Raw genomic sequence first — 23,196 nt, 5'->3', positions numbered from 1 at the left:
CACCTGATGTCACCGGAAACTGAGCAGAACGCGCCTAAGACAGCCGGCGCAGCCGGAACAAATACAGCCGGATCCAAAGCAGCCGGATCCAAGCCGCGCGCCGGCGTCCCGGTCTGGCGCACCGGCAAACCCGACGCCGTCCTGGCCGACGCCGTCGACGCCGCGCGCGCCGCGGTGGAGAGCATCGCCCCGGCCGAGCAGATCGGCCGGCACCTGGGCGCCCGCACCGAGGGCGACCGGCTCGTCACGCACCTCTTCGAGTCCAATCTGACCGGCTACGGCGGCTGGCAGTGGTACGCCGTGCTGACCCGCAACTCACGGTCCAAGGTGGTCACGGTCGACGAGCTCGGCCTGTTGCCCTCCGAAGACTCGATCCTGGCGCCCGAGTGGGTGCCGTGGGCGGAACGCGTCCGGCCCGAGGACGCCCAGGACGAGGAGACCGCTGAGCAGGCCCCAGGGGCGCCGGTCCCGGAGCAGGCTGCCGACGCCCCCGAAGATGACTCCGACGACGCGGACGGCAATGCCGACGGCGCCGACGCCGACGACGACGCCGACGAAGACTCGGACGCGGACGCCGACGACGGACAGCCGGCCGGAGAGGCTGACTAGGGCTTGAAACGCTTCGGGATGATGCGGGGTGAGGGCCGGGCATGACGTCCACCTTCAAGTCCCTGCACATCCTGAACTACCGGATCTGGTTCATCGGGGCGCTCATCTCCAACATCGGGACCTGGATGCAGCGCACGGCCCAGGACTGGCTGGTCTTCGCCCACCTCACCGAGCACGACGCCGGAGCCATGGGCATCACGATGGCCCTGCAACTGGGCCCCCAGCTTTTCCTCGCGCCCGTGGCAGGGCTGGTGGCCGACCGCTTTAACCGCAAACAGCTCCTCGTCATGACGCAGTCCGCAATGGCACTGCTGAGTGCGGCTCTTGGCATCCTGGTGATCTCCGGGGCCGCACAGCTCTGGCACGTGTACGGCTTCGCCCTGCTGCTCGGCGTGGTGTCCGCCCTTGATGCCCCGGTGCGGCAGACCTTCGTTTCCGAGCTGGTCCGGGACGACTACCTGCCCAATGCCGTGGCGCTCAACAGCGCCTCCTTCAACGTGGCCAGGATGATCGGACCCGCCGTGGCCGGTGTCCTCACGGTTGCGGTCGGCCCGGGCTGGGTCTTCCTGATCAACACCGTCACGTTCCTGGCGATGCTGCTGAGCCTGTGGAGGATTCCCGCGGCCTCGCTCCGCCAGCTGCCGAAGGCGGCGGCCGGCAAGGGCCGCATCCGCGAGGGCCTGCGTTACGTGCGGTTCCGGCCAGACATCGTGGTGGTGCTGGTGGCCGTTTTCATCGTGGGAACGCTGGGACTGAACTTCGTCCTGTTCATCGCCGCCATGGTCGGCACCGAGTTCGGCCTGGACGCCAGCGCCTTCGGACTGATGAATTCCATCATGGCGATCGGCTCCGTCGCCGGCGCCCTGCTCTCCGCCGGCCGGGGAAAGCCCAGGCTGCGGTTCATTTTCGGGGCCGCCGGCGCATTCGGTGTCACCTCAGGCATCGCCGCCCTCGCCCCCGATTATTTCTGGTTCGGCGTGGCGCTGGTGCCGGTGGGCCTCTTCGCGATCACCATGATGACGAGCGCAAACGGCTACGTCCAGACGACCACCGACCCCGTGATGCGCGGCCGCGTGATGGCCCTCTACATGGCGATCTTCATGGGTGGAACCCCGATCGGCGCTCCGCTCGTGGGCTGGGTAGCGAATGTAGCCGGGCCCCGCTGGTCGATGGGCGTCGCGGCAGCCTCCGGCCTCATCGCGGCCTTGATCGGCCTGCTGTGGATCATCCGGGCCCGTCAGTTGCGGATCCGTTTCGATCGCCGGGCGCGGGGACTGCACTATTTCCGCCTCGAATCCGGTACCGCGGGAGGCCGGTCAAACGGCGGCGCCGGCACTTCCGGCGCCGCCCGGGGACGAAAACCAAACGACGCTGACGACGCCGTCGACGCCGGCGACGACGTCGAGCGCTGAAGCAAGCGCTGAAGCAAGCGCCGACGCGGGCGCAGCGGTGCTACTTCTTGAGCTCGCCTACGACGAAGTCGATGCACTCCAGCAATGCTGAAACATCGTCCGGTTCGATCGCCACGAAGGTGGCGATGCGCAGCTGGTTGCGTCCCAGCTTGCGGTACGGCTCGGTGTCCACGATGCCGTTCGCACGGAGGACCTTGGCGATGGCGGCCGCATCAATTGATGCATCGAAGTCGATCGTGGCGATGACGTTGGAGCGGTCCTCGGCCTTGGCCACGAAGGGGGTGGCGTATCCCGAGGCTTCGGCCCAGCGGTAGATCCGCCCGGCGGAGTCCGCGGTCCGGCCCGAGGCGAAGTCCAGGCCGCCGTTGGCGTTGAGCCACTGCACCTGGGCGTCCAGGGTGACCAGGGTGGCCAGTGCCGGGGTGTTGTAGGTCTGGTTCAACCGGGAGTTGTCGATTGCCGTCTGCAGGTCCAGGAAATCCGGGATCCAGCGGTCGCTGGCCTTGATCCGTGCCGCCCGCTCCAGTGCGGCGGGGGAGAACAGGCCGAGCCACAGGCCGCCGTCGGACGCGAAGTTCTTCTGCGGGGCGAAATAGTAAACGTCCGCCTCGGCCACATCCACGTCCAGGCCGCCGGCCGCGGACGTGGCGTCAACCAGCACCAGCGAACCCTCATCGGCGCCGGCCACGCGCTGGACCGGGGCGGCCACGCCGGTTGAGGTCTCGTTCTGGGGCCACGCATACACATCGACGCCGGCCTCAGCGCGTGCGGCCGGACGGGTGCCAGGCTCGGACTTGATGATGGACGATTCGGCCAGGAACGGCGCCTTGTTGGTAGCCGAGGCAAACTTCGAGCCAAACTCGCCGAACGAGAGGTGCTGGGCCTTGGTCTCCACCAGGCCGAAGCTCGCAACATCCCAGAACGCCGTGGAGCCGCCGACGCCCAGAATGACCTCGTAGCCATCGGGAGCGCGGAAGAACTCGCTCAGTCCGTTCCGGACCGAGCCCACGAGGTTTTTGACCGGCGCCTGGCGGTGGGACGTTCCCAGCAGGGTTGCCGAGGCGGCGAGAGCTTCCATCTGTTCCGGGCGGACCTTGGAGGGGCCGGCACCGAACCGGCCGTCCTTGGGTAGGAGGTTTGCGGGAATCGTGATGCTGGTATCGCTCACAGTGGCTCCATTTTCGGCTGGTACAACGCTTGGCGGCTGGTACAACGCTTGGCTTGGGCGGCGGCCCGGCAGGGTGGCTGCAACGAAGCCTCCTTTTCATTCTGCCTGACTGCCGCGGGCGGGCGGGAAAAGAGTCCGTCATAGTCCGGTCATTGAGACAAAGCCGCTCGCCCCGGGCTCGTGCTGAAGCGCCCGGGGGATTATCCGGAGTAATTCAAAATAGGCTAAGCTGTTTTGCGAACGTACGGCCGTTCCCGCCAGGGCACGCTGCCTGCAACCGGCACGCGGTACGGTGGGAATGACGCAAGGACGGCGCTCGAGGAGCTGAGCTGAATGACGGATCTGATCGATACAACCGAGATGTATCTGCGGACCATTCTGGAACTTGAAGAAGAGAACATCGTCGCCCTCCGCGCCCGCATCGCCGAACGGCTGCGCCACTCCGGCCCCACCGTCTCGCAGACCATCGGCCGCATGGAGCGCGACGGCCTGGTGGTTGTTTCGGGTGACCGGCACCTTGAGCTGACTGAAACCGGCCGGAAACGTGCCATCGGCGTCATGCGCAAGCACCGCCTGGCCGAGCGGCTGCTGGCCGACGTGATCGGCCTCGACTGGGCCTACGTCCACGAGGAAGCCTGCCGCTGGGAGCACGTGATGAGCGAGCGGGTGGAACGGCGGATCTTCGAAATGCTCAACCATCCCACCGTCTCTCCTTATGGAAATCCAATCCCCGGGCTCGCGGAGCTCGGCGGCGTGCCCTCCCAGCCATCCTCCGACGGAGTCGTGAATCGAGGAGTCGTGAATCTGCTGGAAGCGATGGCCGGCTACGGGGCCGATTCCCGGATCACGGTGAACCGGCTTGCCGAGCCCATCCAGGTGGAACCGGAACTGCTCGTCCAGCTCGACGAGGGAGGCATCCGTCCCGGCGCCCTTGTGTCCCTGGAACGCGTCGGGGAGTACATCTCGGTCCGCGTTCCGGACATTGAAGGCGCCCTCGAGCTGCCTCCCGAGGTGGCCGCCCACGTGTTTGTTACCCTCGGCTAACCGTCCGGAACCACAACTCGTGGGACGACCCATGAGTTGTGCACAGCAGAGATAACGGGATTATTACTGGGCGGCTTAATCGCCTATAGTTAGTGGCTAGTACCGATACCAAAGCGTTACCTGATCCGGAGCCGAACTCTGCCAGCGGATCAGTCGCAGAGTCACCTTATGGCAGAGGCGGGGGAACCACTTCCGGCTGTCTTCGAGCAGCCTTGGGGTGAAGTCCGCCAGCGGCAAGCACACTCCACCGAGGGACTTTTTTTGGATTCCCCTGTGCCTGGATGCTTGTTCACGGCGGACCGGGTCTTTGAACTCTCTGACCCGAATCCGACAGCTAACTTCGCAGGCTATCCAGAGAGGAACCGTTCTTGACCACCCAAACCTCGCGGGGCCGCCGCCGCGCGACCGGCCCCGCTCCGGAGCCGCGACCGGCCGTCGCCGTCATGGCAGACCGGCCGCGTGACGCGCACCGCGACGAGCGCCGCGGCCGCCGGAGCCCGTTCCGCCAGGTAACGGAATTTGCCGCCGCCAGTGGGGTGGGGCAGAAGGCCGGCATTGCCCTGGCGGCTACGGGCCTGGTCCTGACGATCGCTGTCCCCGCCACCGGCCCGGTCATGGCTACCGACGGCTCGTCGGGCTCGGTCTCCGCTACGGCGCAGCCGGATGTAACGGCCGCCTCCGCGGCCAAGATCGACTTCAGCCGGACCGCCGTGACCACGAAGGGCGATCCCGACGGCAAGCTGAAGCAACTGCTGAGCGCGCAGTCGGCGGGCAGCATCACGCGCGCCGCTTCTTCCGGCAGCCTGGGCGCACCGCTGGACCAGATGGTTTCCGCCTCGCCCTTCGGCTACCGCGTCAGTCCCATCACCGGCGGTGCCGGCGAGTTCCACCGCGGCCAGGACTACGCCGCGCAGTGCGGAACGGCGGTCCACGCGGCCGCCAGCGGCACCGTCACGTTCACCGGCTGGCATCCCTTCGGCGGTGGCAACCGCGTGGTGATCGACCACGGCAACGGCCTGGAGACCACCTACAACCACCTGTCCTCATCAAGCGTCCGTGTTGGCCAGACGGTCTCCCGCGGCGATGTTGTGGCCATGAGCGGGACCACCGGCGCCTCCACCGGGTGCCACCTGCACTTCGAAGTGATGGTCAACGGCGACGTCGTGGACCCCACCGGCTGGCTCTAAATAGCCGATGGATGACTCTCGCATTCTTGTGACACGCCGTGATCTGAATGTGACATTGGGTCCCAACTGCTGTACCGTATGAAGTACGCCAACTTCTCCGAAGTTGGCGCTCTTGAGTGGATTGCCTAGCTCTGCCACCGCTCAAGGTCCGTTCGCATGACATCGTCTGGCAGGGGCGGGGGAACCAATTTTGGTCTTCGCAAGAAGACCTTGGGGTTAAGTCGCAAAGCTTTCCAGGAAGCAGCGCGGCCGGGTGACTCCCATCCGAATCCGACAGCTCACCTCGCAGGCATTGGGAGAGGCTACTTTCGTGTCTTCACGCCACAATGCTGCGCTTAAACGCGCTTGCGCGGCTCATTCGAGCCCGCTGAAATCCACGTCCCGTGCTGCCCTTGCCGGCGCCCGGAATGGATCTCACTCCGCCGACTCAATCTCTGCTGAGTTCGGCCCGCAGGCCAAGCACCTGCAAGCAGTTCCCGCTTTTGGCGCGTCTTCGCAGTACACCCTTCGCTAAGTAACCCATTCGGGGCGATCCGGCGTACCCCCAAGATGCCGGAGCGTCCTCTGTCCGCGCCTGAAAAGTGCGGTCCAAGGATCACGAAAGAGAGAACTTAATGACTACTCGTGCAAATACTGCACGGCACCGCGCCGAGGTCACCAAGACCAACTCGCTTGCTGTCATTGCCAAGGCCGTCGGCGACAACGCCGGTACCATGGGCCGCCAGGCCGCAGTCGTCGCTGCCGCTTCCGGGCTGGTCCTGACCAGCGGAATCGCAGCCAACGCTGCCGAGACCAACGTTCAGCGCGAATCCACCTCCGCTTCGGCACTCGAAGTCCAGTCGGGCACCCCGGCAACGATCTCGGCGGCTTCCACCATTGCGATCTCCTACGAGAAGCCGGCCGTTTCCACCTCACCTGCTCCGGTCGTCGAGGCCGCAAAGCCCGTCGTCAACGTCCAGGACTCCAAGGCCGGTGCCGCCGGCGCCTCGGCCTCGACGCAGGGACTCTCCGTTGCCAGCGGCGCCGGAGCTTCCATCGCTGCCGCCGCCTACGCCCAGCTCGGGGTTGGACAGGACTGCACCGCACTGGTCACGAACGCTCTGGCTGCGGCGGGCATCAACTTCCACGGCTGGCCGGCAGGTTACCTGTCCCTGGGCCGCACCGTGGGCGCCGGCGAGGCACAGCCGGGCGACCTGGCGTACTACCAGAACGGTGGCGTGGGCATGGCCCACATCGCTGTCTACGTCGGCAACGGCATGGCTGTCCACGGCGGCTGGAACGGCGGAACCACCGCACTGAACAGCGTCAATATCGGCTCCGGGCCGGTCTTCATCCGCGTCGGCGGCTAAATCGCCGCTGGCTGGAAACAGCTGTCTGAAAACAGCTGTCTGAAAACAGCCTGAAAGTCGCCACCAAGAAGAGGACCCCCGCCCCTGTGGCGGGGGTCCTCTTCCTGTACGCCCGGCCATCTCCGGCAGACACGGACCCCCTTGCGGGAGAAAAATTCGGTGATCCGGCCTTGGGGTGTTTACTCTTGTGGTGTCGATCCATAGCCCGACCATGCAGAGGGCAGCCGGCCCTCGTGCCCCTGGCGGGTGCGGCCGTGAAGAGGTATGCGGATGCGCACTCTCGTTCTGAATGCTGGATATGAACCGCTCGCGGTAGTCACCTTCCGCCGGGCGCTCGTTCTCGTGCTTACCGGAAAGGCCAGTGTGGTGGCCGAAGGAGACGATCCGGTTGTTGGTCCCCAGGACATCCTGGGCCGGCCGTCGGTGATCCTGCTCAACCGCTACATCCGGCCCCGGTACAACACCATGACGGCGGTCAGCCGCCGGGGTGTGCTTCGCCGGGACGGACAGCGCTGCGCTTACTGCGGAAAAGCGGCCCACACCATTGATCACGTCCAGCCCAAGTCAAGGGGCGGTGCCGATTCCTGGGAAAACCTCGTGGCGGCCTGCCTGCGGTGCAACAACGCCAAGGGTGACCACACCCCCGCCGAGATGGGCTGGAAGCTCAGCTTTGTCCCGGGACCACCGAAGGGCACCATCTGGCAGATTAAGGAACTGGAAAAGCCGACGCCGGCCTGGGACCCTTTCCTCTTGCCGGAATCCGCGGCCTGATTCGTTTGCCTGGAGTCAGGCCGGACGTGTTCTGCCGGACCAAGTTGCGGCCTGGGCCGGGCCGGGGCCTGGTGGCACCGCGCTAGGCTGGCCAATGGAATTCGATGCTCTGGAATTGGACACTGTGGAATTCGATGCTGTCATACTCGCCGGAGGGCGGTCCTCACGGTTGGGCGGCTCGCCCAAGTCCGCCCTGGTGCTCGGCGGCCGGACCCTCCTCGAACGCGCACTGCAGGCCGCGAAGGGGGCCGGGGCGATCGTCGTCGTCGGACCGGACCCGGGATCGCTTCCTGCGGGGGTGCTGAACTGCCGGGAGGAGCCGCCTTTTGCTGGGCCGGCCGCCGCGATCGCCGCCGGACTCGCCGCCCTGGCGGCCCACCATTCGGGGGACGGCCGGACCGTCCGTGCGCCTCGGCTGACCCTCGTGCTGGCCTGCGACATGCCCCGGGTGGATGCCGCTGTCACGGCGTTGCGCGCGGCCCTGGATGCCGGTCCGGAGGTCGGCGCCGTCATGGCAGTCTCCGCGGACGGACGACGGCAGCCGCTCGCCGGCTTTTATGGCACGGCCGCGCTACAACACTCCGTCGCGGAAGCCGCGGAGCGGGGCGGGCTGGCGGACGCCTCGGTGTTCTCCCTTCTTGCTAGTCTTGACGTGCGGGGAATTCTCGTGCCCTCCGGTTCCACGGATGACGTGGACACCTGGGACGATGCCGCCGCACTTGGGGTATCCGGCCGGATTCCGGACCATGGACCGGACGAGCGGTCCGGAGCTCCGCGACTGAAACCGACTTTGGAGGCAAACGGTGAAGAGCCAGGATGAAACTCTGGAAGATTGGTGCCGTGCCCTGCTCCAGGCCCTCGAGCTGGAGGATGTTGAGATTGACGTCAACGACGTCCTTGCCCTCGCCGGGGTGGCCGCACACTCGGTGGTGCGTCCTGCCGCCCCGCTGACTACTTTCATCGCTGGCTTTGCCGCCGGTCTGGCCTCCGGTTCCGGCCAGGCGACGGACGCGGTCTCCATGCAGGCGGCCATCGGCGTGGCCCGGAAGCTCGCCACTGACTACGCGGCCACCGAAGCCTCCGGGGCATGACGCCTGCGCCGCCTCATGGCAGTGCTGCTGCCGGGAACGACTCCGCTCCCGGCGGAATCCAGGCCCCAGCGGACGATGAAGAGGGTGCCGGTAGCGCCCCGCCGGAACCGCACCGGCACGCGGCACACACCTGGCAGGAGGCCAGGCAACTCGCTTTTGACTGCGCCACACCCATACCTGCCGCGCGGGTGGCTCTCAGGAATGCCTTGCGGCGTATCCTCGCGGACGACGTCGAAGCGCTGCAGGACATTCCGCACTATGCCTCTTCCGCCATGGACGGCTGGGCTGTCAACGGCAGCGGGCCATGGATCCTGGCGGAACCGGGCCAGCGGCTGGCCCCGCACCAGGCGAGCCCGATCGTTACCGGCGGCCTGATCCCGGCTGGAGCCAAAGCGGTGCTCCGCAGCGAGAGCGGCCTCATTTCCCCGGACGAGGACGGGCTGCCGGCCCTGACCACCAGTGGCGCTGCCAGGCCCGGCGAGCCGCGAAACGGTGAACACGTCCGCAAGGCAGCGGAGGAAGCCACTGCCGGAGAGCTGCTGATCAAGGCCGGCACCGTGCTTAACCCGGCCCATCTGGCCCTCGCCGCCCTGGCCGGCCACGACACCGTTCCTGTGCTGGGTAAGCCGGTAGTCAGGCTGGTGCTCACCGGCTCCGAGGTCGTCTCGTCGGGTATCCCTCAACCGGGGGAGGTCCGCGACACCTTCGGCCCGCAACTGGCCGGTGTGGTGGAGCTGCTTGGCGGGATCTGCAGCGGCCAGGTGAAGATCGGGGACAGCTACGCCGAATGGCTGGCCGCCCTGGCAGACAACGACCCCGCCGTTCCGGACTCCGGGCCCGCAGGGGACGCCGGGTTTGAGGTCCAGCTCGCCGACGTCGTCATCACCACCGGGGGCACCGGCCGCTCAGGCACCGACCATCTCCGGCGTTCCGTAGCCGAGCTCGGCGGCCGGCTGCTGATCGACGGCATCGCGATGCGGCCCGGCCATCCCGCCGTGCTGGCCGAACTGCCCGACGGCCGCTTCATCATTGGCCTGCCGGGGAACCCGCTCGCGGCCATGATGGCACTTTCCACCCTGGCCGCACCGCTCCTGGCGGCACTGGGGCACGGAACGATGCCACCCGTCGTCGAAGTGCCGTGCGGCTCGACGATCGAACCCGATCCTGGCCGGACGCGGTTGATGCCTTTCCGGTTGCTTTACGGCATGGCGTCGCCGGCACAACATGCGGGACCAGGAATGCTGCGCGGGCTGGCTGCGGCCGATGGTGTGCTGGTGGTGCCGCCACACGGCGTCCAGCTGGGAGAGCTGGTCTCCGCCTTCGCCCTCCCCTGGGGCGCCCCCATCCCGGAACCGGGAGCCGCCGGGGCGAAAGCCACGACCGCACCTAAGCGTCCCGCACGGAAGCCCGCCGGCACGGACGGTCCCGTTGACTGGAGCGCCCTGCGCGGCTGAGACCGGCGAGGGCCCGCCCTGAGACCGGCGGGGTCCCGCCCTGCGGGAGGCGGGTTTGCGCGCCTGCGGCCCCCAATGTTTTGTGGCCCCCTATGGTGTGTGGCCTCTGCTTCGGGCGGACGCTTGCGGCCCGCGCTGGCCCCCCGGCCCCGTGCTTGCGATGATGGATGCATGTTTCTAAGGAGTTTTTGATGGGTCGCGTGACGCAGCGCCGCAAGGTGCACAAATTTGTCTTGGACGGCTCGCCGCAGGCTCTCGAGTTCCCGGTCCGGCACCGCGAGGACATTCTCGCCGTGGAGGAACCGCTGGAGATCCGGCTGGGGGAGCTCTCCTACTCCGTCACAATGCGGACGCCCGGAAACGACTTCGACCTGGTGGCGGGCTTCCTCGTCTCCGAGGGCGTCATCTGGAGCCCTGAACAGCTGGTATCCCTGCGGTTCTGCGCCGGCGAAGACGAAAACGGGGTCCAGACCTTCAACGTCGTGGAGGCGCAGCTGAGGCCCGACGTCGTGCGTCCCGAGACCGGACGGAACTTCTTCACCTCAAGTTCCTGCGGAATCTGCGGCACGGATTCCATCGAGGCCGTCCACAAGTCCTCGCATTTCAGTCCCGCCGCGGACCCGCTCACCGTTCCGGTGGGCGTCCTGGCGTCCCTGCCCGATCTGCTGCGGGAGGCCCAAGCCGTCTTCGATGTCACCGGTGGCGTGCATGCGGCGGGGCTGTTCCGGATTGCCGACGACGGCTCCGCCGAGCTGCTGTGCCTCCGGGAGGATGTGGGACGCCACAACGCGGTGGACAAGGTTGTCGGCTGGGCGCTCCGGGAGGGCCTGCTGCCCTTGAGCGGTACCGTGCTGCAGGTCTCCGGACGGGCTTCGTTCGAGCTGGTCCAGAAGGCGTCGCTGGCCGGCATCCCCGTGCTCACGGCCGTCAGCGCACCATCGAGCCTGGCTGTCGAGCTCGCGGAAGCCAGCGGAATGACCCTCGCCGGGTTCAGCCGCGGCACCACCATCAATGTGTACGCGGGCCACGGACGGGTATCCACCCCGGCGCCCGCGCCCTGAGCGGCGCCCTTGGCCTGAGCGGCGCGCCCTTGGCTGATTGCCGCCGCCCGACGTAAGTATTATCTATCGATTGGATACAATGGGGCTTTAGTCACACCAGCGCTAAGAGGATCACATTGCACGAGGACCGCCGTCTCACGGAAGTCCGGCTGGACCGCTTTCTGCGCGAACGCATCATCCCCGCGATCTACTCGCGCAGCATCCCGCTGGCGCTGAGCAGCTGGGAGGTTCCCGGCGAGCCGGTGCCGGTCATGGAGGCCCTCCGGCAGGACTTCGCCCCGCAGGAACACGGGGCGCCTTGGGGCCGGCCCTGGAGCACCACCTGGCTGCGGCTACAGGGCGACGTCCCGACCTCCTGGGGCACCCGGGCGGACACGGCAGTGGAAATCGTGGTGGATCTGGGTTTCAGCGGCGGCCTTCCGGGCTTCCAGTGCGAAGGCATCGCCTGGCGGCCCGACGGCACCATCATGAAAGCCATTTCGCCGCGGAACCAGTACATCCCGCTCAAGCTCCTCGGCAGCGGAATGTCCGTCGATTTCTATGTCGAGGCCGCGGCGAACCCCGACCTTTCGCAGGGATGGACCTTCGCGCCCACCCCCTACGGCGACAAGGCGACCTCGGGCAATGAGCCGGGATACCGGCTGGGGCGGATCGTCATCGCCGAGCTGAACCAGACCGTCTGGGAACTGCAGCAGGATATCTGGACGCTCAGCGGGCTGATGCACGAGTTGCCTCTGGAACTCCCCCGCCGCCACGAAATCCTGCGGGCACTCGAACGCATGCTGGATGTGATGGATCCCGACGATGTCCCGGGGACCGCAGTTTCCGGCCGGGCCGCCCTCGCCGGGGTCCTGGCCCGTCCGGCCTACGCCTCCGCCCACCAGCTGCTGGCCACCGGCCACGCACACATCGACTCCGCCTGGCTGTGGCCCATCCGGGAAACTATCCGCAAGTGCGCCCGGACGTTCTCCAATGTGGTCGCGCTCATGGATGAGAATCCAGGGTTTGTATTTTCCTGCTCCTCGGCCCAGCAGCTTGCCTGGATCAAGGAATACTATCCGGAGCTGTTCGGGCGCATCCGGGAAAAGGTCAAGTCCGGCCAGTTCGTGCCGGTAGGCGGCATGTGGGTCGAATCGGACACGAATATGCCCGGCGGCGAGGCCATGGCCCGCCAGTTCCTGGAAGGCAAGAGCTTTTTCCTGGACGAGTTCGGCGTGGAGTGCCGGGAAGCGTGGCTTCCGGACACCTTCGGCTACTCCGCGGCCATGCCGCAGATCGTCAAGGCCGCCGGCAGCAAGTGGTTCCTGACCCAGAAGATCTCCTGGAACCAGGTCAACCGGATGCCCCACCACACCTTCAACTGGGAGGGAATCGACGGCACCAGGCTCTTCACCCACTTCCCGCCGGTGGACAGCTACAGCTCCGAGCTCAGCGGACGCGAGCTGGCCCACGCCGAGCGGAACTACCGCGACCATGGCCGCGGCACCGTGTCCCTGGTCCCGTTCGGCTATGGCGACGGCGGCGGCGGACCCACCCGCGAAATGCTGGCGGCGGCGCGCCGCACGGCGGACCTTGAAGGATCCCCCAAGGTGCTGATCGGCTCGGCGGCCAGCTTCTTCACCCGGGCGCAGACCGAGTACCAGCCTCTTCCGGTCTGGGTGGGGGAAATGTATCTGGAACTCCATCGCGGGACCTACACAAGCCAGGCCAACACCAAACTGGGCAACCGTCGCAGCGAGCACCTGCTGCGGGAAGCGGAGCTCTGGTGCGCCACCGCGGCGGTGCGCGCCGGCTACAGCTACCCGGCGGCGGAACTGAAACGCCTGTGGCGCCTAGTCCTGCTGCAACAGTTCCACGACATCCTTCCCGGCAGCTCCATTGCCTGGGTCCATCAGGACGCTGAACGGAACTATGCCGCCGTCGGAAAGGCACTCGAAGCGATCATCACGGACGCCGCCGGGGCGCTGCTCGGGACGGGAGAGCGGGACTTCCTGCTCAACGCCGCGCCGCATGAGCGCCAGGGTGTTCCCGCCCTGGCCGTCGCCGAGCCGGTCCGCGCCGGGCAGCCCGTATCTGTCACCGAGGCCAGGGGCGGCTACATCCTGGACAACGGGATCATCCGGGCCGTCATCAACTCCGACGGGCTGCTGGCATCCCTGATGGACTACGCCAGCGGGCGCGAGGCCATTGCGCCCGGCCAGTTCGGAAACCTGCTGGAATTGCACCGGGACACCCCCAACGAATGGGACGCGTGGGACATCGATGCATTCTATCGCCGGAACGTCGTGGCCCTGACCGAGGCACGCTCGGTGACGCTGGAACGCGACCCCCGAGGGGAAAACCCCCCGGGCCAGGAAGCCGCCGTCGTCGTGGTGGAACGGGAGGCCGGTTCCTCCACGGTGACCCAGCGGATCTCGCTCGAGACGGGCTCCGGCTCGCTATCCATTTCCACGGCCGTGGACTGGCAGGAGAGCGAGAAGCTGCTCAAGCTCGGGTTTGCCCTCGACGTCCGGGCGGACCGCTCGGCCTCGGAGACCCAATTCGGGCACGTCTTCCGCCCCACCCACGTCAACACCTCCTGGGAAGCCGCCAAGTTCGAAATCTGCGCGCACCGCTGGATCCACGTCGCCGAGCCCGGCTACGGCGTCGCGGTCTCCAACGCCTCCAGCTACGGCCACGACGTCACCCGGACTGTCCGGGACGACGGCGGGACCACCACCACGGTGCGTCTGTCGCTGCTGCGGGCCCCCAGGTTCCCGGACCCGGGCGCGGACCGCGGCCCGCACGAGCTGAACGTGACGATCCGGCCGGGCGCCAGCATTGCCGACGCGGTCGAGGAGGGCTACCGCACGAATCTGGCGCCGCGGGTGCTCAGGGGAGCCCGCGGGGTGGAGCCGTTGTTCACAGTGTTCAACCCGGCGCTGGTCATCGAGGCAGTGAAGCTCGCCGAGGATGGCTCGGGCGACATGATTGTGCGGCTGTACGAGTCCCTGGGGGAGCGGTCCACCGGGATGGTGACGGCCAACTTCGACGTCGCCAGCGTCCACACTGTGGATCTGCTGGAACGCCCGGTGGCGGCGCCTGGCGTGACGCCGGGGCAGGATTCGGCGGAACTGGTGCTCCGGCCCTTCCAGCTGGTGACCTTGAGGTTTGTGCGCTGACGCCCGGGGTAGCCGGGTTTTCAGGGCCGGAAAGCCGCGTTAAACAGGCTGAGTGGGAGCGGTCCGAACGGACCGCTACCACTCATCCCCCCAATGGCGCTTGGACGACTGCCTCGGCTTCGCACGGCTGATTCCCGTACACGAAGCGAATGCCGCTTTCACACATTCATGATTCTCTCACGGTCTAATGATTTTGTGAATGTCTAATCGCTGTTCTTACCTTATGTTGCATTAGCTGTACCAGATTTGCTGGCGATCAGCCCGGAGAACCAGAACAGGGCCAGGCCCAGTACGTAGCCCAAGACCGCTGAGTAATTGACCACATGCTGCCCTAGCGCCCAGTCCGGAGGGGCGAAGGACGCTGGGATGCTCACCACCACGGCGAGGGCGCCGAGCAGCGTCACGAGCGCGGCTGCCCGCACCAGTCGCGGCAACCGGCTCCTGTATGCAGACAGCAGGGGTCCCATGAGGATCAGTGAGACGAAAGCCGGGTAGCTGCGGGCTGCCGCGGCATAGAAGGGAGCGAGGACCGCGTTCCGCCCGCCGCGGCCCGCGAGGGCGTCCAGGTCAGCAGAAGACCCTCGCGTGTCCATGAGGAGGACGAGCGCCGCTACAGCCACGCAACTGGTGCCCAGTGCCCAGCGTCCCGTTCTCCCGGCAATCAGTTTGTAGCCCCTGGTCGCGGAGAGTCCCCGCGTAATCCGCAGGCCGGCCAGCAGGACGGTGGTGAAAACGAGGTACCGCAGGATGAGATGGGTGAGGTTCCAGCCCCCGAGCACGCCGTCGATCGCCTCGTAGGGACCGGCGACGGCGAGTAGGCTGCATAGCGTCGCCAGGAGCAGGATTCCGAATACGGTTCTGTTCCGTCCCCTCACGGCATCAGGAACGCGGAGGAGAAGCACGGTGCAGCACACCACCAGCGTGCCCCATTCAAGGACTGCCATCATCGCGGATTCTTCCAATTCGCTCGCCTGCCCAGCTCAGGGTAGTCGTCGGTTGAAGCCAGTGTGCGTCCTCGGCGTCCGCTTCGCCACTGTCTTCCCCAGCCAGATCAGGGCAAGGCCCAGAACCAGGCAAAGAACGGCGGTGTAGCTGAAAATGAAGCGCAGGATTGCCAGCGACGGGGGGATCACCGGGGACAGCAGGCTCAAGGTGGCCGCAACCGATCCCACGGCGAGCAATCCAGCGCTCAGCCGCACGAGGACGGGAAGTCTGCTGGTGGCGGTCCGCACCATGGCCGGCAGCAGGGCCAGTGTCACATACGCGGGGTAGAGGCGGCCTGCGGCGCCGTAGTATTCCACGAGCGCGGCATGGCGCACATCTTTGGCGAAGACATCAACCAGTCCGGCGGAGGAGCCGGCCGTATCCATCATCAGAAAAAGCGCCACCACCACCACGGAGGCCGCCCCCAGCACCACGATCCCGACGGGGCCGGTGATGAGCCGCAGGGCGTCGTCGGCGCCGAACCCCCGGGCGACCCTGAGCCCGAGGGCAAAGATAGCCCCGAAAATGATGAAGCGGAGCATCAGATTTGCCAGGTTGGTACCGCCCAGAACCTGATCCACGGCGAGATACGGGGCATCGATGCTCAGCAGGATGGCGACCGTCAGGAACGCGTAGATGAAGAAAAGCGAGCGGTTCTCACCCCGGAGCGCGCTGGGGATGCGGGCGAGCGCTACGACGCCGCAGACCGCCAGGGTGGTCCATTGCAGGATCGCGATCATCCGAGGTTCTCCCAAATCTTTTCTGTTTGTGCCTGTTCCTGCTCCTGGCGGCGGAGGGTCTTTCCGAGCGTTTGCAACCGTTCGCCGGCCAGGGCGGTGAGCTCACCGCCCGGGAGCGCATCCAGGGCAGACTGCTTCGCGTCCGGCGGCCAGCCGGCCTCTTCCTCGGTGATCAAGCCGGTGGCGACGAGTCCGCCCGTGAATCCTACGCCTGCCGCGCGCGCGGTGGCGACCGCGAGCTCCGGAGACAACCTGTTGGCGGTCAACTGTGCGGAGTAGTTTTGGGGCGCGACGCCGGTGGCGGCCGACACCCGGTGCCGCAGCTCGCCGTCGTCGATCGCGTCCACCCAGTTCCGGACCGACGTCGCGTGCGGGGCCGGGCTGAGGGCAGGCCGGCCCGCGCTCAGCCCAGCCCGGGCGCCGGCGTCCGCGGGGGAAGAGCGGTTTATGACTGCGCGCAGCAGGTCCATCGTGGCAATCTGGCTGACGAGTTCGGCGGGGGTGGGCGGCTGCGGGTTGCCGGCAAGTTCGGCGTAGTGGTCGAAGGACGCCAAGGCCGCCAAGGGGCTCAGCCGCAAGGCCCGGCTGATGTTCACCAGGGTGGTTTCCGCGACTTTCCCCCGCACCAGCTGCTGGGCCAGGGTGGTGCGCTTGATGCCGGATATCCTGCAAATATCGGCCGTGCTTGCCGTCGGGGCGACACCACGAAGCCAGAGTTGAAACGCCTTGGCGGGTAGTGGCATCTACGGCTTCCTGCGGGCTCGGATGGACGGGCGGCAATGGGCATGCGGCTGCGCTGTGGATCTGCGGGGACGGATTTTACGGCGGGAGCTGATTCAACTATGCTAAATGCTCGAACCCGCTGGTCCGTACACCCCCCAAGTCCGGACCGGCGGGTTCGTTCATGCCCGGCGGAAATCGGCACCGCCCGGAGCGGTGTTTGGGCTGCCGTTGCTACCGCGTTGGTCCGCCCGTTCGGGCGCCCGTTGTGGGCCGCGGGTTTTGGGCGGCGGTGAGAGGATGGACTAATGACTGCAACCCTTGTTGCCAAAGACCTTTCCGGTGGTCACGACCACCGCACACTCTTCGCCAAACTCTCCCTGACTGTCGCGCCGGGCGACGTCGTCGGCGTCGTGGGCGCCAACGGGGCCGGCAAATCGACCCTGCTCCGGCTGCTGGCCGGCGTCGACGAGCCGCAGGAGGGCACTGTCAGCCTGGCCCCGGCGGATGCCTTTGTGGGCTGGCTGCCGCAGGAACACGAACGCCTGGCGGGCGAAACGGTCGGCGGGTACATCGCGCGCCGCACCGGCTGCGCCCGGGCCACGCTCGAGATGGAGTCCACCGCCGCGGCCCTGGGTTCCGGCGCCACCGGCTCCGACGACGCCTACTCCCTGGCCTTCGACCGCTGGATGGCGTCCGGTGCCGCCGACCTGGAGGACCGCATCCCGGCCGTCCTGGCGGACCTGGGCCTCGACGTGGGGCCCGACGCCGGGATGACCGGCCTCTCCGGCGGCCAGGCTGCCCGCGTGGCGCTGGCGGCCCTGCTGCTGAGCCGCTTCGACATCGTGCTCCTGGACGAACCCACCAATGACCTGGACCTCAACGGCCTGGCCAAGCTCGAAGCCTTCGTGCAGGGCCTGCGCGGCGGAGTGGTGCTGGTCTCCCACGACCGCGAGTTCCTCGCACGATGCGTGACCACCATCGTTGAGCTGGATCTGGCGCAGAACTCCGTGGCCGTTTACGACGGCGGCTATGAGGCTTTCCTGGAAGAGCGGGCCGTCGCCCGGAGGCACGCCCGCGAACGCTACGAAGAGTTCGCCGCCACGAAGGCGGACCTCGTCTCCCGGGCCCGGACCCAGCGCGAATGGAGCTCCCAGGGCGTCCGGAACGCCATGAAGAAGAACCCGGACAATGACAAGATCCGGCGAGCCGCCAGCACCGAGTCCTCCGAGAAGCAGGGCCAGAAGGTCCGGCAGATGGAATCCCGCATCGCCCGGCTCGACGAGGTGGAAGAACCCCGCAAGGAATGGCAGCTGCAGTTCAGCATCGGCCAGGCCCCGCGGTCCAGCGCCGTGGTGTCGACGCTCCGCGACGCCGTCGTCCGCCAGGGGGACTTCACCCTGGGACCGGTGAGCCTGCAGCTGAACGCCGGTGAACGGATCGGCATCACGGGGCCCAACGGGGCCGGCAAGTCCACCCTGCTGCGCCTCATGCTGGGCGTTCAGCAACCCGATTCCGGGGAGGCCTCCATGGGCGCCTCCGTGGCAGTCGGCGAGATCGACCAGGCCCGCGGGCTGCTCGCCGGCGGGCTGTTGCTCGGAGACGCCGTCGAGGCCGTGCTGGCCGGCCAGACTCCGGCCGAAGTCCGCACCCTGCTGGCAAAATTCGGGCTCAAAGCGGACCACACCACCCGCCCGGTGGACTCGCTCTCGCCGGGGGAACGCACCCGGGCCGCCCTCGCGCTGCTGCAGGCGCGCGGCGTGAACCTTCTCGTCCTCGACGAACCCACCAACCATCTGGACCTGCCCGCCATCGAACAGCTCGAGGAAGCCCTCGAAAGCTACGACGGCGCGTTGCTCCTGGTCAGCCACGACCGCCGGCTGCTGGAAAACGTGCGCCTTGACGCGCGCTGGAACGTGGACAACGGCGTCGTCTCCGAGCTGCTGGGCCATCCCTCCCCGGCACCACACGTCGGGGCGCCACACGGCGGACGAGATACCGCCCCGAAAGGCAACAACACATGAGTATGGACCGGGTGGCCTGGAGCTCCCTCTACAACATCACACGCGCCTCGAGCGGCTCCAAGCCGTTCTCGAAGGAAACGCTCAAGCGGGTGTTCAGCTTTGCCCGTCCGCACAAGGGCAAGCTGATCGCCTTCGTGCTGCTTTCGATCGTGATGGCTGTGCTGGCCGTCGCCACCCCGGTCCTTGCCGGCCAGGTGGTGGATGCGATCATCGCCGGAGCGGGCACCGACGTCGTGGTCCGTCTGGCCGTGCTGATCGCCGGCGTTGCCGTCGCGGAAGCCGGGATCGGCCTGATCACGCGCTGGCTGTCCTCGATCATCGGTGAGGGCGTGATCGTGGACCTGCGCACCCGAGTGTTCGACCACGTGCAGAAGATGCCGATCGCCTTCTTCACCCGCACCCGCACCGGCGCGCTCGTAAGCCGGCTGAACAACGACGTGATCGGCGCGCAGTCGGCCTTCGCCGGCACGCTGTCCGGCGTCGTCAGCAACGTCGTGGCCCTCGCGCTGACCCTGGTGGTGATGATGGGCAAGTCCTGGCTCGTGACCGTGTTGGCCATCATCCTGCTGCCGATCTTCCTGATTCCGGCCCGTCGGATGGGCTCCAAACTGGCCGACCTGCGCCGCGAAGCCGCGGACAACAACGCAGCCATGGGCACCCAGATGACGGAGCGCTTCTCCGCCCCGGGCGCCACCCTGGTCAAGCTCTTCGGCCGTCCGGACGAGGAGTCCCGCGAGTTCGCGCTCCGGGCCGGCCGTGTCCGGGACATCGGGGTGCGCACCGCCATGCTGCAGTTCACCTTCGTGACCGCGCTGACGCTCGTGTCGGCCCTGGCCCTCGCGCTGGTCTACGGCCTGGGCGGATCGCTGGCCCTCGCCGGGCAGCTGGCCGCGGGCGACGTCGTCGTGCTGGCACTGCTGCTCACCCGCCTCTACGCGCCGCTCACGGCGCTCTCCAACGCCCGGGTGGAGATCATGAGCGCCCTGGTCAGCTTCGAGCGCGTGTTTGAGATCCTGGACCTCAAGCCGCTCATCCAGCAGAAGCCGGACGCGGTGTCCTCGCCGCCCGGCCCGCTCTCGGTCGAGTTCGACGACGTCCGCTTCGCCTACCCTTCCGCCGACAAGGTCTCGCTGGCCTCGCTGGAGGACGTGTCCACGCTGGACACCCGCGGCGGCGAAGAGGTGCTGCACGGCATCAGCTTCCGGGTGGAGCCCGGCCAGACCGTGGCCCTCGTGGGCTCCTCGGGGGCCGGCAAGTCCACCATCGCGCAGCTGCTCTCGCGGCTGTACGACGTCGATTCCGGCGCCGTGCGCCTCGGCGGCACGGAACCCGGCACCGGGGTGGACGTCCGCGATCTCACCTTCGATTCGATGCGCGAAACCCTCGGCATGGTGACGCAGGACGGGCACCTGTTCCACGAAAGCATCGCCTCCAACCTGCGCCTGGCGCGCCCGGAGGCCACCGAGGCGCAGATGTGGGATGTGCTGCGCCGCGCCCGCCTCGAATACATGATCCGGTCCCTGCCCGATGGCCTGGACACCGTGGTGGGGGAGCGCGGCTACCGGCTCTCCGGCGGCGAACGGCAGCGCCTGACCATTGCGCGGCTGCTGATCGCGCAGCCGCGGGTGGTGATCCTGGACGAGGCCACGGCCGCCCTGGACTCCACCAACGAAGCCGCGGTGCAGGAAGCGCTCGGCGCGGCGCTGGAGGGACGCACCGCCGTCGTGATCGCGCACCGGCTCTCCACCATCCGCGCGGCCGACGTCATCCTGGTGGTGGAGGAGGGCTCCATTGTGGAGCGGGGAACCCACCCCGAACTGCTTGCCGCCGAGGGCCGCTATGCGGAGCTGTACCGGACCCAGTTTGCCGAGGCGACGGCTGTTGCCGGCGAGGCCGTGCCGGAGCACTAATAGTCGTTTTCGTTAGGTTTTCGTTAGTTCGTCGGGGGTTGAGGCGCGGTCTTCGCGCCCGGGACGGGGCATAGCGGGAATATGTCCATCGGCCGACCCGGGCGCGGGGCGTGTCCTGATCTGGGGGCTCGTGAAGTGGCTCCGCTGGGGGCATCGGGCCACTTCCCCGGGAGGACATGTCCAGTCTTCGCGCCGGGGACCGGGCATGACCGGACTATGTCCATCCGCCGACCCGGGCGCGGGGCATGTCCTGATCCGGGGGCAAGTGCAGTGGCTCCGCTGGGGGCGTCGGGCCACTTCCCCGGGAGGACATGTCCAGTCTTCGCGCCGGGGACCGGGCATGACCGGACTATGTCCATCGGCCGACCCGGGCGCGGGGCATGTCCTTGAGCCCGGCTGCCCCACCGCCTGGACCTGAACCCCGGCGAACTAACGAAAATGCCTACTTGCCGTGCTGGCCTCGAGGGCGGGCAGCACGTGGTCGGTGATCAGCGGCGCGAGATCGTCCGGCAGCTCGGCGGCCAGATCCAGCCAGCGGATCTCGGCGATCTCCGCGGAGGGATGAGCGCTCCACACCCCGGGCGCGGTGAAGACCGTGGCCTCGATCTGTGTGGCGGTCTCGTTGGCGGCGTCCGCGAGCCAGATTCCCAGGAGCTTCAGCTTTTCCGGCGCGAGCACGATCCCTACCTCTTCCGCCAGCTCGCGGGATGCCGTCTGGGCGGCGTTTTCTCCGGCCTCGGGCTTGCCGCCGGGATGCATGAACTTGTCCGTGCCCCGTTTCCGGACCGTCAGGAGTCGTCCGGCGGCGTCGAAGACGCAGACGGCGGAAACAACAATGAGGGGATTCACGCCGGGGTTCCTGTGATGCGGTGCAGTACGGATTCGATCAGCTGGTCCTTGGCCGGTCCCGTGACATCCCAGCGGTAGCGGAAATCGTCCGGCCCGATCAGCGTGTAGCCCACCTGGTAGGTGTCCGGGTCGCACCAGTGCTGGGCGTGGTTGCTGTTCGGGCCGAACCCCATCCGGTGGAACGGGCGGCCGTCGGGAAAGAACATGTCCATCGTGGCGCGGGCCCCGGTGGGCCGGAGCAGATACTCCCGGCTCGCCGGTCCGGTGAAGGGTTCCCCGCTGAAGGACGGCCAGGCAATGGTGCCTTCTTCGCGGAAGCGGAGGCCGCCGTCGTCGTCCTGATTGTTTGTCGTGCCGTCGGCGCGGGTCAGGGGAGTGAAGCGGACGACGCCGGTGAAGGTCCCGCGGGTGCCGGTGGCCCGGTCCAGCAGGGTCCGTGCCACGCCCCAGCTGCCCAGCAGGTAGCCGCGGAGATCGAATTCCGGAGCGGTGCCCGGTGCTGGCAGGTTCAAGTGCCCTCGATTGGAATCGAACCAACGACACCGGCTTTAGGAGAGCCGTGCTCTATCCACTGAGCTACGAGGGCGGGCATCCGCGGCGGTCGGCTGCAAGGCCGGCCCGTGCGGACACGGATATAAGCATACTAGCGTTCCTTAGGTGAGCGGCGTACTACGCTCTTGGCATGACAGCCCCAGCCCCCGCGGCCCCAGAGGACGTCCTCTATATCCCGGATGTGGCGTCCACCAGGTTTTACGTCGGCGCCCTCGCCAAGCTCAGCGTGCTGCAGTATTTCGTGGCCGAGGCGGCCGTTATCGGGGTGTGGGCGGGGCCAGATCCGTACAGCCGCCGGACCGGCTACATCAGCGATCTCGGTGCCCTGGGCTGCGGTGTGTTTGACGGCCGGGACGTGTGCTCCCCGGCGCACCTGCTGATGAACGCCTCGTTCGTGGTCCAGGGGCTCGGCATGGCGGTCGGGGCCCTGCTGCTGAGCTCCGCCCTGCTGTGCACCGCGGCGCGCCCCGGGGCCCGGATCCCGCTGCGCCCGGGCCGGGGGCGCGCGGGCCAGCGCCCTAATCAGCGGGCGGGTCAGCGCGCGGGCCAGCGGGCGCCGTCGCGCGCCGCTCTTGCCGCTTTGGCGGCTCTTGCCGCTTTGGCGGCTCTTGCCGCACGGCTGCTCAGTTTCACTGCGGGCGTCGGAACTGTCATTGTGGGTCTGGTGCCCGAGGACGCCGGGTCCGGCTGGCACGGGGTCGGGGCGGTGATGTACTTCGCGGCCGGAGCGTTGGCCCTGTTCGTCCTGGGCTGGCTGTGGATCCGGCAGACGGCGCTGGGCTGGGTCATCCTCGTCTGTGGTGCGGTGTCCCTCGGCGCGCTCGTCACCGCTGCTGTGACCGGTATGGCGGTCCCGGAACCCGGAACCCTCGAGCGGCTGATGGGCTACCCCATCACCATCGGCATGGCCGCCGTGGGGTTGGTGGTTGCCCAGCGCGTCCGGAAGGGGCTCAAGGCAAGAAAGAGCCCTGCTGGCCGGGCCGGATGAAGATCAGGCGACCACGGGGTGTCGTATGTCTCACAACGGCCCGAGCTTGCATTATCATAAGGGCACTCACCGGAATTCCGGTGCCTCGTGCGCGAGCTGTCTCTAGCGCACGCCGAAATGCC

The 23,196-nt window shown here is 67.6% G+C and carries 20 protein-coding genes, 1 tRNA gene and 2 riboswitches; of the genes, 14 read left to right on the top strand and 7 right to left on the bottom strand.

Going from position 1 to position 23,196, the window contains the following annotated elements; genetic code table 11:
- Window positions 1–6: 6 nt before the first annotated feature.
- Window positions 7–609 (top strand): DUF3027 domain-containing protein, encoded by a 603-nt coding sequence (locus tag ABIB26_RS05490; protein WP_354240311.1) that lies wholly within the window; start codon window positions 7–9, stop codon window positions 607–609.
- Between the two features lie 41 nt (window positions 610–650).
- Window positions 651–2,021 (top strand): MFS transporter, encoded by a 1,371-nt coding sequence (locus ABIB26_RS05485; RefSeq protein ID WP_354240309.1) that lies wholly within the window; start codon window positions 651–653, stop codon window positions 2,019–2,021.
- Between the two features lie 40 nt (window positions 2,022–2,061).
- Here the strand turns inward: ABIB26_RS05485 and serC are convergent, their stop codons facing one another.
- The gene (gene serC, locus ABIB26_RS05480; protein ID WP_354240307.1) at window positions 2,062–3,189 is read right to left on the bottom strand and encodes a phosphoserine transaminase; all 1,128 of its coding nucleotides are present in this window, start codon (window positions 3,187–3,189) and stop codon (window positions 2,062–2,064) included.
- Window positions 3,190–3,522: 333 nt separating this feature from the next.
- On the opposite strand from serC, the gene ABIB26_RS05475 reads away from it, so the two are divergent.
- The 9 genes from ABIB26_RS05475 to ABIB26_RS05435 all read left to right on the top strand — a co-directional run bounded on the left by ABIB26_RS05475 (window position 3,523) and on the right by ABIB26_RS05435 (window position 14,307).
- Complete coding sequence (locus ABIB26_RS05475) at window positions 3,523–4,233, top strand: iron-dependent transcriptional repressor DtxR (RefSeq protein WP_354240305.1); 711 nt, start codon at window positions 3,523–3,525, stop codon at window positions 4,231–4,233.
- A gap of 149 nt (window positions 4,234–4,382) precedes the next feature.
- A riboswitch (cyclic di-AMP (ydaO/yuaA leader) is annotated at window positions 4,383–4,597 on the top strand.
- A 4-nt stretch (window positions 4,598–4,601) separates the two neighbouring features.
- Window positions 4,602–5,420 carry a M23 family metallopeptidase gene (locus ABIB26_RS05470; RefSeq protein WP_354240303.1) on the top strand — a complete coding sequence of 273 codons (819 nt, stop codon included), beginning with the start codon at window positions 4,602–4,604 and terminating at the stop codon, window positions 5,418–5,420.
- A 147-nt stretch (window positions 5,421–5,567) separates the two neighbouring features.
- Window positions 5,568–5,726, top strand: a riboswitch (cyclic di-AMP (ydaO/yuaA leader).
- A 308-nt stretch (window positions 5,727–6,034) separates the two neighbouring features.
- Window positions 6,035–6,769 carry an NlpC/P60 family protein gene (locus tag ABIB26_RS05465; protein ID WP_354240301.1) on the top strand — a complete coding sequence of 245 codons (735 nt, stop codon included), beginning with the start codon at window positions 6,035–6,037 and terminating at the stop codon, window positions 6,767–6,769.
- Between the two features lie 270 nt (window positions 6,770–7,039).
- Window positions 7,040–7,540 (top strand): HNH endonuclease, encoded by a 501-nt coding sequence (locus tag ABIB26_RS05460; protein WP_354240300.1) that lies wholly within the window; start codon window positions 7,040–7,042, stop codon window positions 7,538–7,540.
- 94 nt (window positions 7,541–7,634) lie between these two features.
- On the top strand, window positions 7,635–8,360 hold the full coding sequence (gene mobA, locus ABIB26_RS05455; protein WP_354240298.1) for a molybdenum cofactor guanylyltransferase: 726 nt from the start codon (window positions 7,635–7,637) through the stop codon (window positions 8,358–8,360).
- Window positions 8,344–8,631, top strand: coding sequence for a DUF6457 domain-containing protein (locus ABIB26_RS05450; protein WP_354240297.1), 288 nt, complete (start codon window positions 8,344–8,346; stop codon window positions 8,629–8,631). The genes mobA and ABIB26_RS05450 overlap by 17 nt, the downstream gene beginning before the upstream one ends.
- Window positions 8,628–10,085 (top strand): molybdopterin molybdotransferase MoeA, encoded by a 1,458-nt coding sequence (locus ABIB26_RS05445; protein WP_354240296.1) that lies wholly within the window; start codon window positions 8,628–8,630, stop codon window positions 10,083–10,085. Before ABIB26_RS05450 ends, ABIB26_RS05445 begins: the two co-directional genes overlap by 4 nt.
- Before the next feature lie 191 nt (window positions 10,086–10,276).
- On the top strand, window positions 10,277–11,146 hold the full coding sequence (gene fdhD, locus ABIB26_RS05440) for a formate dehydrogenase accessory sulfurtransferase FdhD (protein WP_354240294.1): 870 nt from the start codon (window positions 10,277–10,279) through the stop codon (window positions 11,144–11,146).
- 116 nt (window positions 11,147–11,262) lie between these two features.
- Window positions 11,263–14,307 carry an alpha-mannosidase gene (locus tag ABIB26_RS05435; RefSeq protein ID WP_354240293.1) on the top strand — a complete coding sequence of 1,015 codons (3,045 nt, stop codon included), beginning with the start codon at window positions 11,263–11,265 and terminating at the stop codon, window positions 14,305–14,307.
- 221 nt (window positions 14,308–14,528) lie between these two features.
- Here the strand turns inward: ABIB26_RS05435 and ABIB26_RS05430 are convergent, their stop codons facing one another.
- The 3 genes from ABIB26_RS05430 to ABIB26_RS05420 are packed head-to-tail and all read right to left on the bottom strand — an operon-like array spanning window position 14,529 to window position 16,774.
- A complete protein-coding gene (locus ABIB26_RS05430) occupies window positions 14,529–15,254 on the bottom strand; it encodes a hypothetical protein (protein WP_354240291.1) in 726 nt (241 codons plus the stop codon).
- A gap of 33 nt (window positions 15,255–15,287) precedes the next feature.
- Window positions 15,288–16,031, bottom strand: coding sequence for a hypothetical protein (locus ABIB26_RS05425; RefSeq protein WP_354240290.1), 744 nt, complete (start codon window positions 16,029–16,031; stop codon window positions 15,288–15,290).
- Window positions 16,028–16,774, bottom strand: coding sequence for a hypothetical protein (locus tag ABIB26_RS05420; RefSeq protein WP_354240289.1), 747 nt, complete (start codon window positions 16,772–16,774; stop codon window positions 16,028–16,030). The genes ABIB26_RS05425 and ABIB26_RS05420 overlap by 4 nt, the downstream gene beginning before the upstream one ends.
- A gap of 285 nt (window positions 16,775–17,059) precedes the next feature.
- Here ABIB26_RS05420 and ABIB26_RS05415 point away from each other — a divergent pair, with 285 nt between their 5' ends.
- Together ABIB26_RS05415 and ABIB26_RS05410 are read left to right on the top strand one after the other, a co-directional pair.
- On the top strand, window positions 17,060–18,775 hold the full coding sequence (locus ABIB26_RS05415; protein WP_354240288.1) for an ABC-F family ATP-binding cassette domain-containing protein: 1,716 nt from the start codon (window positions 17,060–17,062) through the stop codon (window positions 18,773–18,775).
- A complete protein-coding gene (locus tag ABIB26_RS05410) occupies window positions 18,772–20,685 on the top strand; it encodes an ABC transporter ATP-binding protein (protein WP_354240287.1) in 1,914 nt (637 codons plus the stop codon). The genes ABIB26_RS05415 and ABIB26_RS05410 overlap by 4 nt, the downstream gene beginning before the upstream one ends.
- A gap of 429 nt (window positions 20,686–21,114) precedes the next feature.
- On the opposite strand, the gene ABIB26_RS05405 is transcribed toward ABIB26_RS05410, so the two are convergent.
- From ABIB26_RS05405 to ABIB26_RS05395, 3 genes are all read right to left on the bottom strand, one after another.
- Window positions 21,115–21,534, bottom strand: a complete 420-nt coding sequence (locus ABIB26_RS05405) for an NUDIX hydrolase (RefSeq protein ID WP_354240286.1) — start codon at window positions 21,532–21,534, stop codon at window positions 21,115–21,117.
- A complete protein-coding gene (locus ABIB26_RS05400) occupies window positions 21,531–22,046 on the bottom strand; it encodes a DUF6314 family protein (protein WP_502913624.1) in 516 nt (171 codons plus the stop codon). The genes ABIB26_RS05405 and ABIB26_RS05400 overlap by 4 nt, the downstream gene beginning before the upstream one ends.
- A 1-nt stretch (window position 22,047) precedes the next feature.
- Window positions 22,048–22,120: transfer RNA gene (locus ABIB26_RS05395), tRNA-Arg, on the bottom strand.
- Between the two features lie 96 nt (window positions 22,121–22,216).
- On the opposite strand from ABIB26_RS05395, the gene ABIB26_RS05390 reads away from it, so the two are divergent.
- Complete coding sequence (locus ABIB26_RS05390; RefSeq protein WP_354240285.1) at window positions 22,217–23,074, top strand: DUF998 domain-containing protein; 858 nt, start codon at window positions 22,217–22,219, stop codon at window positions 23,072–23,074.
- The last annotated feature ends 122 nt before the right edge of the window (window positions 23,075–23,196 follow it).

It is taken from the genome of Arthrobacter sp. UYEF20 (assembly GCF_040546335.1).
Lineage (GTDB): Bacteria > Actinomycetota > Actinomycetes > Actinomycetales > Micrococcaceae > Arthrobacter.
Note: the sequence above shows the minus strand (reverse complement) of the source record. Positions and strands in the feature narration are given on the sequence as shown.

Coding starts and splice junctions, on each gene's coding strand:
- ABIB26_RS05490 (WP_354240311.1), top strand. CDS start 7: ATGTCACCGGAAACTGAGCAGAACGCGCCTAAGACAGCCGGCGCAGCC.
- ABIB26_RS05485 (WP_354240309.1), top strand. CDS start 651: ATGACGTCCACCTTCAAGTCCCTGCACATCCTGAACTACCGGATCTGG.
- ABIB26_RS05475 (WP_354240305.1), top strand. CDS start 3,523: ATGACGGATCTGATCGATACAACCGAGATGTATCTGCGGACCATTCTG.
- ABIB26_RS05465 (WP_354240301.1), top strand. CDS start 6,035: ATGACTACTCGTGCAAATACTGCACGGCACCGCGCCGAGGTCACCAAG.
- ABIB26_RS05460 (WP_354240300.1), top strand. CDS start 7,040: ATGCGCACTCTCGTTCTGAATGCTGGATATGAACCGCTCGCGGTAGTC.
- mobA (WP_354240298.1), top strand. CDS start 7,635: ATGGAATTCGATGCTCTGGAATTGGACACTGTGGAATTCGATGCTGTC.
- ABIB26_RS05445 (WP_354240296.1), top strand. CDS start 8,628: ATGACGCCTGCGCCGCCTCATGGCAGTGCTGCTGCCGGGAACGACTCC.
- fdhD (WP_354240294.1), top strand. CDS start 10,277: ATGGGTCGCGTGACGCAGCGCCGCAAGGTGCACAAATTTGTCTTGGAC.
- ABIB26_RS05430 (WP_354240291.1), bottom strand. CDS start 15,254: ATGATGGCAGTCCTTGAATGGGGCACGCTGGTGGTGTGCTGCACCGTG.
- ABIB26_RS05425 (WP_354240290.1), bottom strand. CDS start 16,031: ATGATCGCGATCCTGCAATGGACCACCCTGGCGGTCTGCGGCGTCGTA.
- ABIB26_RS05420 (WP_354240289.1), bottom strand. CDS start 16,774: ATGCCACTACCCGCCAAGGCGTTTCAACTCTGGCTTCGTGGTGTCGCC.
- ABIB26_RS05415 (WP_354240288.1), top strand. CDS start 17,060: ATGACTGCAACCCTTGTTGCCAAAGACCTTTCCGGTGGTCACGACCAC.
- ABIB26_RS05410 (WP_354240287.1), top strand. CDS start 18,772: ATGAGTATGGACCGGGTGGCCTGGAGCTCCCTCTACAACATCACACGC.
- ABIB26_RS05390 (WP_354240285.1), top strand. CDS start 22,217: ATGACAGCCCCAGCCCCCGCGGCCCCAGAGGACGTCCTCTATATCCCG.